The organism is Zestomonas carbonaria, assembly GCF_904061905.1.
Lineage (GTDB): Bacteria > Pseudomonadota > Gammaproteobacteria > Pseudomonadales > Pseudomonadaceae > Aquipseudomonas > Aquipseudomonas carbonaria.
This window is the reverse complement of the sequence record NZ_CAJFCI010000030.1, coordinates 11,991-26,424: the sequence shown is the minus strand read 5'-3', so window position 1 is coordinate 26,424 and position 14,434 is coordinate 11,991. Positions and strand designations below refer to the sequence as shown.

At 59.3% G+C, this 14,434-nt stretch carries 12 protein-coding genes and 1 pseudogene; 8 read left to right on the top strand and 5 right to left on the bottom strand.

From position 1 onward, the window contains the following. Positions 1-485 precede the first annotated feature (485 nt). The 4 genes from dnaA to gyrB are packed head-to-tail and all read left to right on the top strand — an operon-like array spanning position 486 to position 6,633. Positions 486-1,955 (top strand): chromosomal replication initiator protein DnaA, encoded by a 1,470-nt coding sequence (gene dnaA, locus PSEWESI4_RS06845; protein WP_187670443.1) that lies wholly within the window; start codon positions 486-488, stop codon positions 1,953-1,955. A 34-nt stretch (positions 1,956-1,989) separates the two neighbouring features. Beyond that, positions 1,990-3,093, top strand: coding sequence for a DNA polymerase III subunit beta (dnaN, locus tag PSEWESI4_RS06840; RefSeq protein ID WP_187670442.1), 1,104 nt, complete (start codon positions 1,990-1,992; stop codon positions 3,091-3,093). Positions 3,094-3,116: 23 nt separating this feature from the next. Continuing rightward, positions 3,117-4,208 (top strand): DNA replication/repair protein RecF, encoded by a 1,092-nt coding sequence (gene recF / locus PSEWESI4_RS06835; protein ID WP_187670441.1) that lies wholly within the window; start codon positions 3,117-3,119, stop codon positions 4,206-4,208. Between the two features lie 4 nt (positions 4,209-4,212). Further along, a complete protein-coding gene (gene gyrB / locus PSEWESI4_RS06830) occupies positions 4,213-6,633 on the top strand; it encodes a DNA topoisomerase (ATP-hydrolyzing) subunit B (protein ID WP_187670440.1) in 2,421 nt (806 codons plus the stop codon). 75 nt (positions 6,634-6,708) lie between these two features. On the opposite strand, the gene PSEWESI4_RS06825 is transcribed toward gyrB, so the two are convergent. From PSEWESI4_RS06825 to PSEWESI4_RS25270, 3 genes and pseudogenes are all read right to left on the bottom strand, one after another. Further along, a complete protein-coding gene (locus PSEWESI4_RS06825) occupies positions 6,709-7,122 on the bottom strand; it encodes a DUF4194 domain-containing protein (RefSeq protein WP_187670439.1) in 414 nt (137 codons plus the stop codon). Beyond that, complete coding sequence (locus PSEWESI4_RS25275; protein ID WP_268960747.1) at positions 7,119-7,733, bottom strand: DUF3375 family protein; 615 nt, start codon at positions 7,731-7,733, stop codon at positions 7,119-7,121. The genes PSEWESI4_RS06825 and PSEWESI4_RS25275 overlap by 4 nt, the downstream gene beginning before the upstream one ends. Then, positions 7,721-8,442: pseudogene (locus tag PSEWESI4_RS25270) on the bottom strand (DUF3375 family protein). The gene PSEWESI4_RS25275 and the pseudogene PSEWESI4_RS25270 overlap by 13 nt, the downstream one beginning before the upstream one ends. Positions 8,443-9,349: 907 nt before the next feature. Between PSEWESI4_RS25270 and PSEWESI4_RS06815 the strand changes: the two are divergent. The 4 genes from PSEWESI4_RS06815 (at position 9,350) to PSEWESI4_RS06800 (ending at position 12,871) form a co-directional block, all read left to right on the top strand. Continuing rightward, on the top strand, positions 9,350-9,589 hold the full coding sequence (locus tag PSEWESI4_RS06815; RefSeq protein ID WP_084314717.1) for a type II toxin-antitoxin system RelB/DinJ family antitoxin: 240 nt from the start codon (positions 9,350-9,352) through the stop codon (positions 9,587-9,589). Then, positions 9,579-9,866 (top strand): type II toxin-antitoxin system RelE family toxin, encoded by a 288-nt coding sequence (locus PSEWESI4_RS06810; RefSeq protein ID WP_125897923.1) that lies wholly within the window; start codon positions 9,579-9,581, stop codon positions 9,864-9,866. The genes PSEWESI4_RS06815 and PSEWESI4_RS06810 overlap by 11 nt, the downstream gene beginning before the upstream one ends. A gap of 42 nt (positions 9,867-9,908) precedes the next feature. Then, positions 9,909-12,281: a TOTE conflict system archaeo-eukaryotic primase domain-containing protein gene (locus tag PSEWESI4_RS06805; protein WP_235978886.1), complete on the top strand. Its 2,373-nt coding sequence runs from the start codon at positions 9,909-9,911 to the stop codon at positions 12,279-12,281. A gap of 386 nt (positions 12,282-12,667) precedes the next feature. Next, positions 12,668-12,871 carry a hypothetical protein gene (locus PSEWESI4_RS06800; protein WP_187670438.1) on the top strand — a complete coding sequence of 68 codons (204 nt, stop codon included), beginning with the start codon at positions 12,668-12,670 and terminating at the stop codon, positions 12,869-12,871. Between the two features lie 2 nt (positions 12,872-12,873). Here PSEWESI4_RS06800 and PSEWESI4_RS06795 read toward each other — a convergent pair whose 3' ends face one another. Next, complete coding sequence (locus PSEWESI4_RS06795; RefSeq protein ID WP_187670437.1) at positions 12,874-13,806, bottom strand: phosphatidate cytidylyltransferase; 933 nt, start codon at positions 13,804-13,806, stop codon at positions 12,874-12,876. Further along, positions 13,799-14,431, bottom strand: a complete 633-nt coding sequence (locus tag PSEWESI4_RS06790) for a lysophospholipid acyltransferase family protein (RefSeq protein WP_187670436.1) — start codon at positions 14,429-14,431, stop codon at positions 13,799-13,801. Before PSEWESI4_RS06790 ends, PSEWESI4_RS06795 begins: the two co-directional genes overlap by 8 nt. Positions 14,432-14,434 lie beyond the last annotated feature (3 nt).

Here is a 14,434-nt window from a genome sequence, read left to right as displayed (position 1 = left end):
GGCCCCCGTTTTAAGAGACCGGCAATTCTAGAGAAAGCCGCAGGTCAGGTCAATTTCCAACCAGCCTTTCCGTGCAAATAAGAATAAAGAGAGAAATGTATTAAAGCTTTTCTGTAGAGCTTGTAATGCATTAGGCAGGCCCCGATCTGTGGAAAACCCTTCCGAGGCCAATGCCCGTGCGGCATTCGTCGTGGTAGAAGTCTGTCGACAAGCCGTGTCCTGGATGTGTGCGAGGTGGGGACAGGCTGGGGATGGATCGACGCCTTATCCACACGAAGGTTGTCCACGGGCTTATCCCGTCGGCTGTCCCATGGGTTCACGGCCGGTTATCCACACCCTTTCATGACGACTTGCCAGGTCAGCCTTATCTGGATTAAGGCTTTGATTTTCCTTGTGCTATGCCGAATCTTCATGTGGATAAGTGGGGTGATGGCGGCTACAATGACGGCTGTTTTTTGCGTCGTGGACGATCCGGGGGATATCGCGTGTCAGTGGAACTTTGGCAGCAGTGCATCGAGCTTCTCCGCGATGAACTCCCTGCCCAGCAGTTCAATACCTGGATTCGTCCGTTGCAGGTCGAGGCGGCCAGCGATGAGCTGCGCGTCTACGCACCGAACCGTTTCGTGCTCGACTGGGTGAACGAGAAATACCTGGGCCGCCTGCTCGAATTGCTCAGCGAACGCAGCCAGGGACTCGCCCCCGCGCTTTCCTTATTAATAGGCAGCAAGCGCAGTGCTGCGGCGATGCGTAGTCCGGCACCGGTCGTTGCGCCGGCGATGCCCGTGGCCACCCCGGCGCCGGTTCGCCAGGTCGTGGATGGCCTGCCGGTGGATGCGGCGCGTGCCAACCCCGACCCCATGGCGGTGGCCAGCGCTCCGGCCAGTCCCGCATTGCGTACCGAGCGCTCGGTACAGGTGGAAGGCGCACTCAAGCACACCAGCTACCTGAACCGAACCTTCACCTTCGAGAATTTCGTCGAGGGCAAGTCCAACCAGTTGGCCCGCGCGGCGGCCTGGCAGGTGGCGGACAATCCCAAGCACGGCTACAACCCGCTGTTCCTCTATGGCGGCGTCGGCCTCGGCAAGACCCACCTGATGCACGCGGTGGGTAACCACCTGCTGAAGAAGAACCCGAATGCCAAGGTGGTCTACCTGCATTCCGAGCGCTTCGTCGCCGACATGGTCAAGGCGCTGCAACTCAACGCGATCAACGAGTTCAAGCGTTTCTATCGCTCGGTCGACGCCCTGTTGATCGACGACATCCAGTTCTTCGCCAAGAAGGAGCGCTCCCAGGAGGAGTTCTTCCACACCTTCAACGCCCTGCTCGAAGGCGGCCAGCAGGTGATCCTCACCAGCGACCGCTATCCAAAGGAGATCGAGGGCCTGGAGGAACGCCTGAAGTCGCGCTTCGGCTGGGGCCTGACCGTGGCGGTGGAGCCGCCGGAGCTGGAGACCCGGGTGGCGATCCTGATGAAGAAGGCCGAGCAGGCGAAGATCGACCTGCCCCACGATGCCGCCTTCTTCATCGCCCAGCGCATCCGTTCCAACGTGCGGGAACTCGAAGGAGCCCTGAAAAGGGTCATTGCCCACTCGCACTTCATGGGCCGCGACATCACCATCGAGCTGATCCGTGAATCCCTCAAGGATCTGCTGGCCCTGCAAGACAAACTGGTCAGCGTCGACAACATCCAGCGCACGGTGGCCGAGTACTACAAGATCAAGATCGCCGATCTGCTCTCCAAGCGTCGTTCGCGATCGATCGCCCGGCCGCGCCAGGTTGCCATGGCGCTGTCCAAGGAACTGACCAACCACAGCCTGCCGGAGATTGGCGATGCCTTCGGCGGTCGCGATCACACCACGGTATTGCATGCATGCCGTAAGATTGCTGAACTTAGGGAAGCCGACGCGGATATCCGCGAGGATTACAAGAACCTGCTGCGCACCCTGACCACCTGATTCCAACGCAGCCCATGAGGCAAGGGACTAGACCATGCATTTCACCATTCAACGCGAAGCTCTGTTGAAACCCCTGCAACTGGTCGCTGGCGTCGTCGAACGCCGCCAGACCTTGCCGGTTCTTTCCAACGTCCTGCTGGTGGTCGAAGGGCAGCAGCTATCGCTGACCGGTACTGACCTGGAGGTCGAGCTGGTCGGCCGCGTCACGCTCGAAGAGCCGGCCGAACCGGGCGAGATCACCGTACCGGCGCGCAAGCTGATGGATATCTGCAAGAGCCTGCCCAACGACGCGTTGATCGACATCAAGCTCGACGACCAGAAACTGGTGGTCAAGGCCGGACGCAGCCGCTTCACCCTGTCGACCCTGCCGGCCAACGATTTCCCGAGCGTCGAGGAAGGCCCGGGCTCGCTGACCTTCAGCATGGTGCAGAGCAAGCTGCGTCGCCTGATCGAGCGCACCAGCTTCGCCATGGCCCAGCAGGATGTGCGCTACTACCTCAACGGCATGCTCCTGGAAGTGCAGACCGGCCTCCTGCGTGCCGTGGCCACCGATGGCCATCGCCTGGCGTTGTGCGCCGTGGAAGCGGGCATCGAGCAGACCGAGCGCCACCAGGTGATCGTGCCGCGCAAGGGCATCCTCGAACTGGCCCGCCTGCTCACCGAGCAGGACGGCAGCGTCAGCGTCGTCCTCGGCCAGCATCACATTCGTGCCACCACTGGTGAGTTCACCTTCACCTCCAAGCTGGTGGACGGCAAGTTCCCCGATTACGAGCGCGTGCTGCCGCGCGGTGGCGACAAGCTGGTGGTCGGCGATCGCCAGGCGCTGCGCGAAGCGTTCAGCCGCACCGCGATCCTCTCCAACGAAAAATATCGTGGTATCCGCCTGCAATTGTCGGCTGGCCTGTTGAAGATCCAGGCCAACAACCCGGAGCAGGAAGAAGCCGAAGAGGAAGTGGTGGTCGACTACAACGGCGGTTCGCTGGAGATCGGCTTCAACGTAAGCTATCTGCTCGACGTGCTGGGCGTGATGGGGACCGACCAGGTGCGCCTGACCATGTCCGACGCCAACAGCAGTGCTCTGTTGCAGGAAGCGGACAACGACGAGTCGGCCTACGTCGTCATGCCCATGCGCCTGTGAGCCTGAGGGCGCAGCCAACCTAAATGTCCCTCAGCCGTGTTACGGTCACCGCGGTGCGCAATCTGCACGCGGTGACCCTCTCTCCCTCCCCCCGCATCAACATCCTCCACGGCGCCAACGGCAGCGGAAAGACCAGCCTGCTCGAAGCGATCCACCTGCTGGGCCTGGCCCGCTCCTTCCGCAGCCTGCGTCTGCAACCGGTGATCCAGTACGAGCAAGCCGCCTGTACGGTGTTCGGTCAGGTCGAGATACCCGAAGGAGGACGTTGCAACCTGGGGGTTTCCCGCGATCGCCAGGGCGAGTTCCTGATTCGTATCGACGGACAGAACGCACGCAGTGCTGCGCAACTGGCCGAAGTGTTGCCGCTGCAACTGATCAATCCGGACAGCTTCCGTCTGCTCGAAGGTGCTCCGAAAATCCGCCGGCAGTTCCTTGATTGGGGAGTGTTCCACGTGGAACCTCGTTTCCTGTCGGCCTGGCAGCGCCTGCAGAAGGCCCTGCGGCAGCGGAACTCGTGGCTGCGCCATGGTACACTGGACACCGCGTCACAAGCGGCCTGGGACCGAGAGCTGTGCCTGGCCAGCGACGAAATCGATGCGTATCGGCGGGCCTATATCCAGGCCCTGAAACCCGTATTCGAAAGTACCCTGCGCGAGTTGGTGGAGCTGGATGGGTTGACCCTCAGCTACTACCGCGGCTGGGACAAGGATCGTGAGCTTAGCGAAGTGCTCTCCTCGTCCCTGGGCCGTGACCAGCAATTGGGGCATACCCAGGCTGGCCCGCAGCGTGCCGATTTGCGCCTGCGGCTTGGGGCGAACAATGCGGCGGATATCCTGTCGCGCGGCCAGCAGAAGCTGGTGGTGTGCGCCTTGCGGATTGCCCAGGGACACCTGGTCGGCCAGGCCAAGCGCGGGCAATGCATCTATTTGGTGGACGACTTGCCGTCCGAGTTGGATGAGCAGCACCGGCGAGCGTTGTGCCGCTTGCTGGAAGAATTGAATTGTCAGGTGTTCATCACCTGCGTGGATCACGAATTGTTGAGGGACGGCTGGCGCGCGGATACGCCGGTCGCCATGTTCCACGTGGAACATGGTCGAATCACACCATGGGAGTGAAGGCATGAGCGAGAACAGAACGTACGACTCTTCCAGCATCAAGGTGCTGAAAGGACTGGATGCCGTACGCAAGCGCCCCGGTATGTACATCGGCGACACCGATGACGGTACCGGTCTGCATCACATGGTGTTCGAGGTGGTGGATAACTCTATCGATGAGGCGCTCGCCGGCTATTGCAGCGAGATCAGCATCACCATCCATACCGACGAATCGATCACCGTGCGTGACAACGGTCGCGGCATTCCGGTGGATATCCACAAGGAGGAAGGGGTTTCCGCCGCGGAAGTGATCATGACCGTGCTGCACGCCGGCGGTAAGTTTGACGACAACAGCTACAAGGTGTCCGGCGGCCTGCACGGCGTGGGTGTCTCGGTGGTCAACGCGCTCTCCAAGGAGTTGGTGCTGACCATCCGCCGCAGTGGCAAGGTCTGGGAACAGGTCTACGTCCACGGCGTTCCGCAGGCTCCGCTGGCCGCGGTAGGCGATACCGAGGGCACCGGTACCGAGATTCACTTCAAGCCCTCGGAAGAAACCTTCCACAACATCCACTTCAGTTGGGACATCCTGGCCAAGCGCCTGCGCGAGTTGTCGTTCCTGAACTCCGGGGTTGGCATCGTCCTCAGGGACGAGCGCACCGGTAAGGAAGAGCAGTTCAAGTACGAGGGCGGTCTGCGCGCCTTCGTCGAATACCTGAACACCAACAAGACCTCGGTGAACCAGGTCTTCCACTTCAACGTGCAGCGTGAAGAGGATGGTGTCGGTGTCGAAGTCGCCCTGCAGTGGAACGACAGCTTCAACGAGAACATCCTCTGCTTCACCAACAACATCCCGCAGCGTGACGGCGGTACTCACCTGGCGGGCTTCCGCTCCGCCCTCACCCGCAACCTGAACAACTACATCGAGCAGGAAGGCCTGGCCAAGAAGTTCAAGATCGCCACCACTGGCGACGATGCCCGTGAAGGCCTCACCGCGATCATCTCGGTGAAGGTGCCGGACCCGAAGTTCAGCTCGCAGACCAAGGACAAGCTGGTTTCCTCCGAAGTGAAGACCGCGGTGGAACAGGAGATGGGCAAGTACTTCGCCGACTACCTGCTGGAGAACCCCAACGAGGCCAAGTCGGTGGTCGGCAAGATGATCGACGCCGCCCGCGCTCGCGAGGCCGCCCGCAAGGCGCGCGAGATGACCCGCCGCAAGGGGGCGCTGGATATCGCCGGGCTGCCCGGCAAACTGGCCGACTGCCAGGAAAAGGATCCGGCGCTTTCCGAACTCTACCTGGTGGAGGGTGACTCCGCTGGCGGTTCCGCCAAGCAGGGCCGCAACCGTCGTACCCAGGCGATCCTGCCGCTGAAAGGCAAGATCCTCAACGTGGAAAAGGCGCGCTTCGACAAGATGCTCTCCTCCGCCGAGGTCGGCACCCTGATCACCGCACTGGGCTGCGGGATCGGGCGCGAGGAGTACAACATCGACAAGCTGCGCTACCACAACATCATTATCATGACCGACGCCGACGTCGACGGCTCGCACATCCGCACCCTGCTGTTGACCTTCTTCTTCCGCCAGTTGCCGGAACTGATCGAGCGCGGCTACGTGTATATCGCCCAGCCGCCGCTGTACAAGGTCAAGAAGGGCAAGCAGGAGCAGTACATCAAGGACGACGAGGCCATGGAGGAATACATGACCCAGTCGGCCCTCGAAGATGCCAGCCTGCACGTCAACGAGTCGGCTCCCGGCCTCGCCGGCGAGTCGCTGGAAACGCTGGTCAACGAATACCGCGCGGTGATGAAGACCCTCAAGCGTCTGTCGCGCCTGTACCCGCAGGAGATGACCGAGCACTTCGTCTACCTGCCCAAGGTCAGCCTCGACGACCTGTCTAGCCAGGAAATCATGCAAGGCTGGCTGAGCAAGTTCAGCGAACGTCTGAAGGGCACCGAGAAATCCGGCCTGGCCTACCAGCTCAGCCTGCGCGAGGATCGCGAACGTCACCTGTGGTTGCCGGAGGTGGAGCAGATCGCCCATGGCGTTTCCAGCTACATCACCTTCAACCGCGACTTCTTCGCCAGCAACGACTACAAGAGCGTCACCACGCTCGGCGAGCGCCTGAACAACCTGCTGGAAGACGGCGCCTACGTGCAGCGCGGCGAGCGCAAGCGGCCGGTGTCCAGCTTCAAGGAAGCCCTCGAGTGGCTGCTGGCGGAAAGCACCAAGCGCCACAGCATCCAGCGCTACAAAGGGTTGGGTGAGATGAACCCCGAGCAGTTGTGGGAAACCACCATGGACCCGGAAGCCCGGCGCATGCTCAAGGTGACCATCGAGGATGCCATCGCCGCCGACCAGATCTTCAACACCCTGATGGGCGATGAAGTGGAACCGCGCCGCGAGTTCATCGAGAACAACGCCCTGGCGGTGTCCAACCTGGACTTCTGATTTTCTGTCGACGGACAGGTTAATTGGCATGATTTCACGAGTTATTGTCATGACAATTTCTGTCACTACCCCGGCCTAGCGCCGGGGTCTTTCTTTGTAGATCAGGCTTTTAGATATGCCGGCTTTCTGGTCGAGCAGCATGTATAGGTACATGTTGCCGAGATGCTCGCCGATCAGCTTCTCGTGGCGGCACAGGCTCTCGAAGGTTAGGCGCTTCTTCTCTTCCCTCACCACACCAGTGTTGAGCAAGTAGCGCATTGCTCGACGGGCATCACCCGGCATGCTCCCGGTTTCACTCTTGCCGGTGATCGAGAGCTCGGTGGTATCGAGGCCCTCGTCTCCATCGGCCAACGCGATGTTGTCCTCGGGCAGGCGGGTATCCAACTCTTCGGAGGGCTGCTCCCATTCAGTTGCTGCTGGCGTCTCGGCTGGGCGGAATTGGTCGAATAGCGACGGGGCCGTTGCAATCTGGTCGTCTTTATCACTCATAGGGCAAGCGTCTCCAGATCCTCGGGAAATCGATCTGCGCTAGGTAGCAACTGGGGGATACCGGCAAGAATTTGTTGGCTATCACGGTCGCTCACAAGAACCTGTTCGCGACCCTCCAATGAGATGGCGTCGACTGCCTTAGCGATGCGCACATGGGCGACCAGTTCCTCCAGGCCACCTTGAATGGGCCTGTGCCCGAGCAGTTGGCCTACAGTCATTGGCCCGTTGGCGTCGAGCAGCACGCGCAAGCCGATGGCGACCTCCAGGATCTGCACCGTCTCCAGACTTTCGAGCATGGTGTCGCTGGCGCTACTGTTGTTGGTGTGTGCGACCACCTGGCCGGTATCCAAGCGTTCTCCTGGCAAGCGTAGGCGAATGCTCGAAGGTGAGCGCACCGTGAAACTGCCGCTCGGTAAACACACCGCCAGTGGGGTTCGCAGGCCAACATCTTGATCCTTGAACGTCACCGCCAGCTTTTCCAGTTGACGCAACACTCGCTCTACCGCTCGACGCTCTTGCTGGGCGCCACTCTCGATGAAGGCGCGCAAGCTTTCCTGGGTGCGTCGGCGCACGGCGATCACTCGCTGGCTTTCGCCATTTAGCTCACGCACCAAATGGGCGGAAAGTACGTCTCCTCGTGGTTTAGGTGCTGATGAGCCGCAGGTCTTTCTAGGATCGACCGCATCTGTTTGCGGAATTCGACGCTACGGTGCTCATCGCAGAGCAGCCGGAAGGCGCCGTCAAAGGCTTGCCCTGCATCGGTTTGGAGCAATATATCCTCACGGTCGAGCAGTGCCTGAGGACTGTACCCCGGCCTCCTTCCGGCTCGATCATCTGCACTCGCAGGGTCTGATCCAGCAAGCGAATCTCATCTTCCAGATGCCGGAAGTCGCCGGTCAGCACCGAGGCTAGCTGATAGATCCCTCGAATCCGCTCACGCTGTTCCGCGCTGGACAGCTCTGGCACTACGCCGGCCTTTAGCAGCCGGATTTCTTCATTCAGTTCCTCCACTCGGTTTTCGAGCACGCGCAAGCGCTCTTCCGGATTTGGGCTCAGTGCCACCGACAGATCTCGCACTGCATCTTGGACAATGCGCAGGTGTGAGGCAGTGGCACTGCTGTCCCGTTGTTCCAAGCCGTGGACAAAACGCAACGCCTGCTCAAAGGCATCGGTGCAGGTTAAACGGTCATCATGCTCACGTAGCCAGCCGGCATGAATCCAGTTACGCAGGTAGACGTTGGCGTTGTCCTGTATGCCGTAGGCTTCTTGCCAGGCGGGTAGCTCTGCTTCCAGAGCAACCCTCGCCTTGGTGTAAGACACCTCCTGTTCGGAGAACAGGTCATCAAGGAAAGCCAAGATGATTGGTGCAGAATCGGCGCGTACAGCCGCCAGGCCGCCTGCTCACCATGCAGTCTTCGGTAGCGCGCTTGCTTTTCGTAAAGGCTCATCGTGCTTCCCTACTCGACAGTGCTCAAATTCAGACTGAGGCCTTAAACATAAGTCTGGGTCATGCGTTCAGCTCAATGAGCCCACCACTCTATGTGAGGACTGCCAGCAGGTCTTTGGTCGCTTCATTGACCACTACCCCTACTTCGGAATCTACGGCAAGGACGACTATCAGGAGTTGAAGAGCGCCCGCCTTTGTTCAACCGTGGCGCTGTATGAGAAACACTTTGGCGCGTATCCGGACGGTGGCAGCGAAGCTCAAGCCATGCGCTGCAAAGATCACGCGTGCCACGTGGAGTTCAAGTGCGCATGCCGTGTTGAGGGTGCATGCAAAGACGACGTAGCGGCCTATTAATTCTGGAGGTGGATATGAGTAAGCAGCCTAAAAGCCCTACCGGCCAGACGCCCAAACCGACCCCTCGCCCGGTCGTCCCCAATTTGCCCAGTACCATGGGGAACAAATCGGGAGGTGGTCGCGGTAACTACCCACCAGCGAAGTCGAAGTAAATGAACAGGGGCAACAGGCTCATCAGTGGTCCTGTTGACCACCTCGCACAGGTGGAACCTATCTGCCTAGTTGCGCCCCCCGGTTCCCTGTGTGCCTGGGTCAATTTCAATCGGCAGAGTGGGTCGAGATTCTCTTAACAGGTTTGTTAATAAATTCCTGAGCAGCACGGTGGCAGGTATCAGCCTCATGCCCGTCAATCGTGATCGAGCGGTTGCCAAAAAATCGCAAGAGTGTCATCGTAATGACGAATGTCTTTACGTGGAGGCCGTGCTCATGGCTTCGATCAATATCCGCATCGACGACGAGCTGAAAGTCCGGGCTTACCGAGAGCTGGAAAAGCTTGGCGTCACCCCTTCTGAGCTGATGCGCCAAGCCCTGCAATATGTGGCTGAGCGGGGTCAGCTGCCTTTCCGTCCGGTTCTGATGACCGAGGAAGATGAGGCTCTGATTGCCACGGTGCGTGAACGCCTTGCTGCTCCGCAGCGCGTGAAGGTTTCGCTGGATGACCTATAGCCTCGAATTCGATGCACGGGCACTGAAGGAGTGGCACAAGCTGGGGGATACCGTCCGCGAGCAGCTCAAGAAAAAGCTCGCGGAGGTGCTGGTCAATCCGCGCGTCGAGGCGAATCGCCTTCACTCACTACCCGACTGCTACAAGATCAAACTGCGTAGCAGTGGTTATCGCCTGGTCTATCAGGTGATCGACCATGAGGTGGTGGTGTTTGTCGTCGCGGTGGATCGACGTGACCGTGAGCAGGCTTACCGCAAGGCCGCTGAGCGGCTCAAATAACGCGCTGCCTGCGTCATACAGAGTCTGGTTTCGATGCGATGAGTGATTGAGCAACTGCGGGCTGAGAATGCTCGTCTGATCGCATTGCTGGACGCGCATGGCGTCGAGTGGCGGCTACCGGCTGAGCTGCCAGAGCCTGAACTGGCTGTTGCGCTGCCACCGCTAGTCCCGGTTCTGGATACCAATGAGAAGCTGGCACTGTTCAAGCGTCTGTTCCGGGGACGTGCTGATGTCTTTCCCTTGCGATGGGAAAGCAAGGCAGGGAAGTCCGGCTACTCACCTGCTTGTGCAAATGAATGGCGTCCAGGCGTCTGTGAGAAGCCCAGGATCAAGTGCGGCGATTGCTCGTACCGGCAGTTGCTGCCACTGACCGACCAGGTGCTCTACAAGCATTTGGCCGGAGAGATTGTCGTCGGTGTTTACCCACTGCTGCCGGATGACACCTGTTACTTCCTGGCTGTGGACTTTGACGAGGCCGACTGGCGTGAAGATGTCATGGCGTTCGCCCAGTCATGTCGCGAATTGGGCGTACCGGTCGCGGTGGAGGTTTCTCGCTCCGGTAACGGTGCACATGCCTGGATATTCTTCGAGCACAGTGTTCTTGCGTCTGAGGCACGCCTACTCGGCTCTGCGATCATCAGCCATACCTGTGAACGTACTCGGCAGTTGACGCTAGGATCCTATGATCGGCTGTTTCCTAATCAGGACAGCATGCCGAAGGGCGGTTTTGGCAATTTGATCGCCTTGCCCTTGCAGAAGCGGGCTCGCGCTCGGGGCGGCAGTGTTTTTGTCGATGAGAAGCTGGTGCCCTATCCCGATCAGTGGGCATTTCTGGCCAGTGTCCAACCTATGCCGGCGAGGGACATTGCACCGGCTACGCTGCGAGCCAGTGGCGGTCGCCATCCGTTGGGTGTCGCTGACCTAACAGATGATGAAAGCGCGAAACCCTGGCAGCGCACACCGGAAAAGACTCAGAAACTGACCTGTTCGTTACCAGCGTCGGTAAGCGTGACCCTGGCCAACCAGATCTATTTCAGCAAGTCCGAGCTGCCCCAACCTTTGGTCAACAAGCTCATTCGGCTGGCGGCATTTCAGAATCCGGAGTTCTACAAAGCTCAGGCCATGCGCCTTCCTGTGTGGAACAAGCCCCGGGTCATCGGATGTGCCGAAAACTATCCGCAGCATATTGCCCTGCCGCGCGGATGCCTGGATAACGTCCAGGCGCTGTTGGATGAAAACAAGGTAGAACTGGTGCTGCATGATGAGCGCTTCGCTGGGGAGCCCATCGATGTCCGCTTTGTGGGAAAGCTACGTTCGGATCAGGAGGCTGCACTGGCGGGTATGCTGGGGCACGACACCGGCATCCTCTGCGCTCCGACTGCATTCGGCAAAACTGTCACTGCTGCTGCCCTGATTGCTCAGCGTGGCGTGAACACGCTGGTGCTGGTTCACCGAACGGAACTGCTCCAGCAGTGGAAGGAAAGGTTGCAGGCGTTTCTGGGGGCTGACAAGAAGACAGTTGGTAGCATCGGTGGTGGTAAGGCCAAGCCGACCGGCATCATAGATGTGGCGGTCATGCAGTCGCTATCGCGGCAAGGTGAGGTCAGCGAACAGGTAAAGAACTACGGGCAAATTATCGTAGATGAATGCCATCACCTGTCGGCGTTCTCCTTTGAGGCCCTTCTCAAGGCTACCCCTGCGAGATATGTGCTGGGGCTGACCGCAACGCCCATCCGGCGCGATGGCCAACAGCCGATTATTTTCATGCAGTGCGGGCCGATTCGGCATACCGCATCACGGCCTGAGAGTGCGCCTGCTGAGTTGACGGTGATCCCTAGGTGGTTGCCCCGTTCTATCCTCATGCCAGAAGGCGCTGGCATCCAGGATGTCTTCTTACAGGTGTGCAGCGATACGGAGCGGACAGACAAGATTGTGGCTGAGGTCGAAGCCGCTTTTGGGCAGGGGAGAAAGATTCTGCTGCTGACGGAGCGAACGGATCACCTCAGTTCCATTGAGGAGAGGCTGGCTGGGCGAGTCGAAAGCCTGTTTACCCTGCATGGGCGGATGTCCAAGAAGCAACGTACTGCGCTAATCGGCGAGCTGGAAGCGCTGCCACCCGATGCACCCAGGGTGATCCTGGCCACTGGGAAACTGGTCGGTGAGGGGTTCGATCATCCTGCGCTGGATACTTTGGTACTGGCGATGCCGGTTTCCTGGAAGGGCACCCTCCAGCAGTATGCAGGTCGCCTACATCGGGAGCATTCAGATAAGGGGGACGTCCGTATCATCGATTTCATCGACTCCGGGCATCCAGCCTTGTTGCGTATGTGGAGCAAGCGCCAGGCTGGCTACAAGGCAATGGGCTATGAATTTGCTGATTCATCCAGCTCAATGGAGCTTCTGTCGCAGGACTGAAAAGGCCTTGAAACCTGCGACGGATGGGGATTCCGAAAAGCCAGGAACCCCGTTACGCTGCCTCAATTGACACTTTGGCAATCCGCTCAGCCCAGCATGCTCCTGATGTGGAGGCCACGCTTTTTCAGGCTTGTAGTGCCCGGAATGCAGGGCATACGGAAAATGCCATTTATTCCGGTCATTTCGACGGAAAATGCCACTTTATGTGGCTCAATCATGCCAATAACGGCGCCCATTTTTCGCATAAGTCATTGATTTTTATAGGCTGGTGAATGCCACGTTTATCGCCCGTCGATATTTTCCGCCTCTGCGTCAAACCAAAGCCCCGGCCTTCGCGCCGGGGCTTTTTCATGGGCGTATAGTCGGCGGAGCGATGAACGGGAGAGATGTTGATGGATGAGCGGGAGCAGCCGATGACGGTCAGCGACGAGGAAATCCGTGCCTATATGCAGCGGATGATTCGTTCGGGCCGGGTGAAGCCGGCGGTGCTGGTGGTGCAGACCGGGAAGGCGTTTCCGGCTGTCGATCACGAGCGCATCGTGCGCTGTTTCAATGAGCTGGATTCACCCTATCTGAAGCGGTTGAAGTGATTTCAAATCCACCAGTAACGAACGAAATGAAAGAAGATCGGGGCGGCAAAGCATACCGAGTCGATACGGTCGAGCATGCCGCCGTGGCCTTCTATCATGTGACCCCAGTCCTTCACTCCTCGGTCGCGTTTGATTGCCGACATGACCAGTCCACCCGCGAAACCAAGAAGATTGACCAGTAGAGCCATCAGTGCTGCCTGCCAGAAGTCGAAGGGGGTAATCCAGAAAAGGCAGGCTCCGATCAGAGTGGCCAGTGTCACACCCCCTACCAGACCTTCCACCGTTTTTGACGGCGACAGGTTGGGGGCGACCTTGTGTTTGCCGAACAGTTTGCCGCAGACGTATTGCAGGACGTCGGAGATTTGCACCACCAGGATCAGCCAAGCGATGAGCAGCAGGTTGCGTTCTTCATAGCTGGGGATGTTCAGGGTCATCAGAGCGGGAACGGCCGATACGCAGTAGACGGTGATCATCAGGCCCCACTGTACCTTTGACGTGCGTTCGAGAAAGCGCGTGGTGTCGCCGCCCAGACTGGACAGGATAGGCAGCAGCAGGAATAGATAGACCGGGATGAAGATGCTGAACAGGCCGTACCATTCCAGAGCGATCAACAGATACTGCATCGGCAGCGCGAAATAGAATGCCGCCACCAGTGCGGGGTAGTCACTGCGCCGTGTCGGGGCCAGGGTGAGGAATTCGCGTAGCGCATAGAAGGACACGAAGTAGAAAAGCAGGATTACGCCGACCTTACCGAACAGAAAGGCCAGGCCGATCACCAGCACCATCATCCACCAGGCATCGATTCGGGCGTTGAGATTATCGATTACGGCGTTAGGACCCGGCTCGGATCGCCATTTGAGCAACCGACCGACCACTGTAGCGAACAGGAGCAGGCCACCTATGCCGCCGAACAGCAGTAGGGTGTTGCTATCCATTTTGCGCTTTCTCCTGCGACAGGGTTAACAGAGCGTTGCGTGCTCGCTCCAGAAAGGCTTCCTTGTCCTCCTCTTCCTGCCATTGCAGTGGTTCGCCAAAGCTCAAGGTGCAGAGCAGTGGTAATGGCAGCGCACGTCCTTTGGGCATGACCCGATTGAGGTTGTCTATCCATACGGGGATCAACTCGACCGTCGGGCGGGCTTGCATCAGGTGATAGAGACCGCTCTTGAACGGCAGCAGCGGTTCGTCGGTCAGGTTGCGGGTGCCTTCAGGGAAAATGATCAGCGAGTCGCCGTGATCGATGGCATCGATCAGCGGTTGTAGCAGGTTGGTGGCGCTACCGGTCCGTTGCCGATCGATCAGCACGCCATTGAACACTCGGTTGATCAGGAAGCTGCGGATACCGGGTTTTTGCCAGTAGTCGACTCCGGCTACCGGGCGTGTGCGGCGACGAAGCTCGGGCGGTAGTGAGGCCCAGAGCAGGATGAAATCGCCATGACTGCTGTGGTTGGCATAGTACACGCGTTGCCTTGGGTCGGCAGTGCAGCCAAGCCACAAGGCTCGGGCGCCGGTGAGCAAACGTGCGGCGGAAGTGATGATGAAGGCGGTCAAGGAGGCTAGCATCGA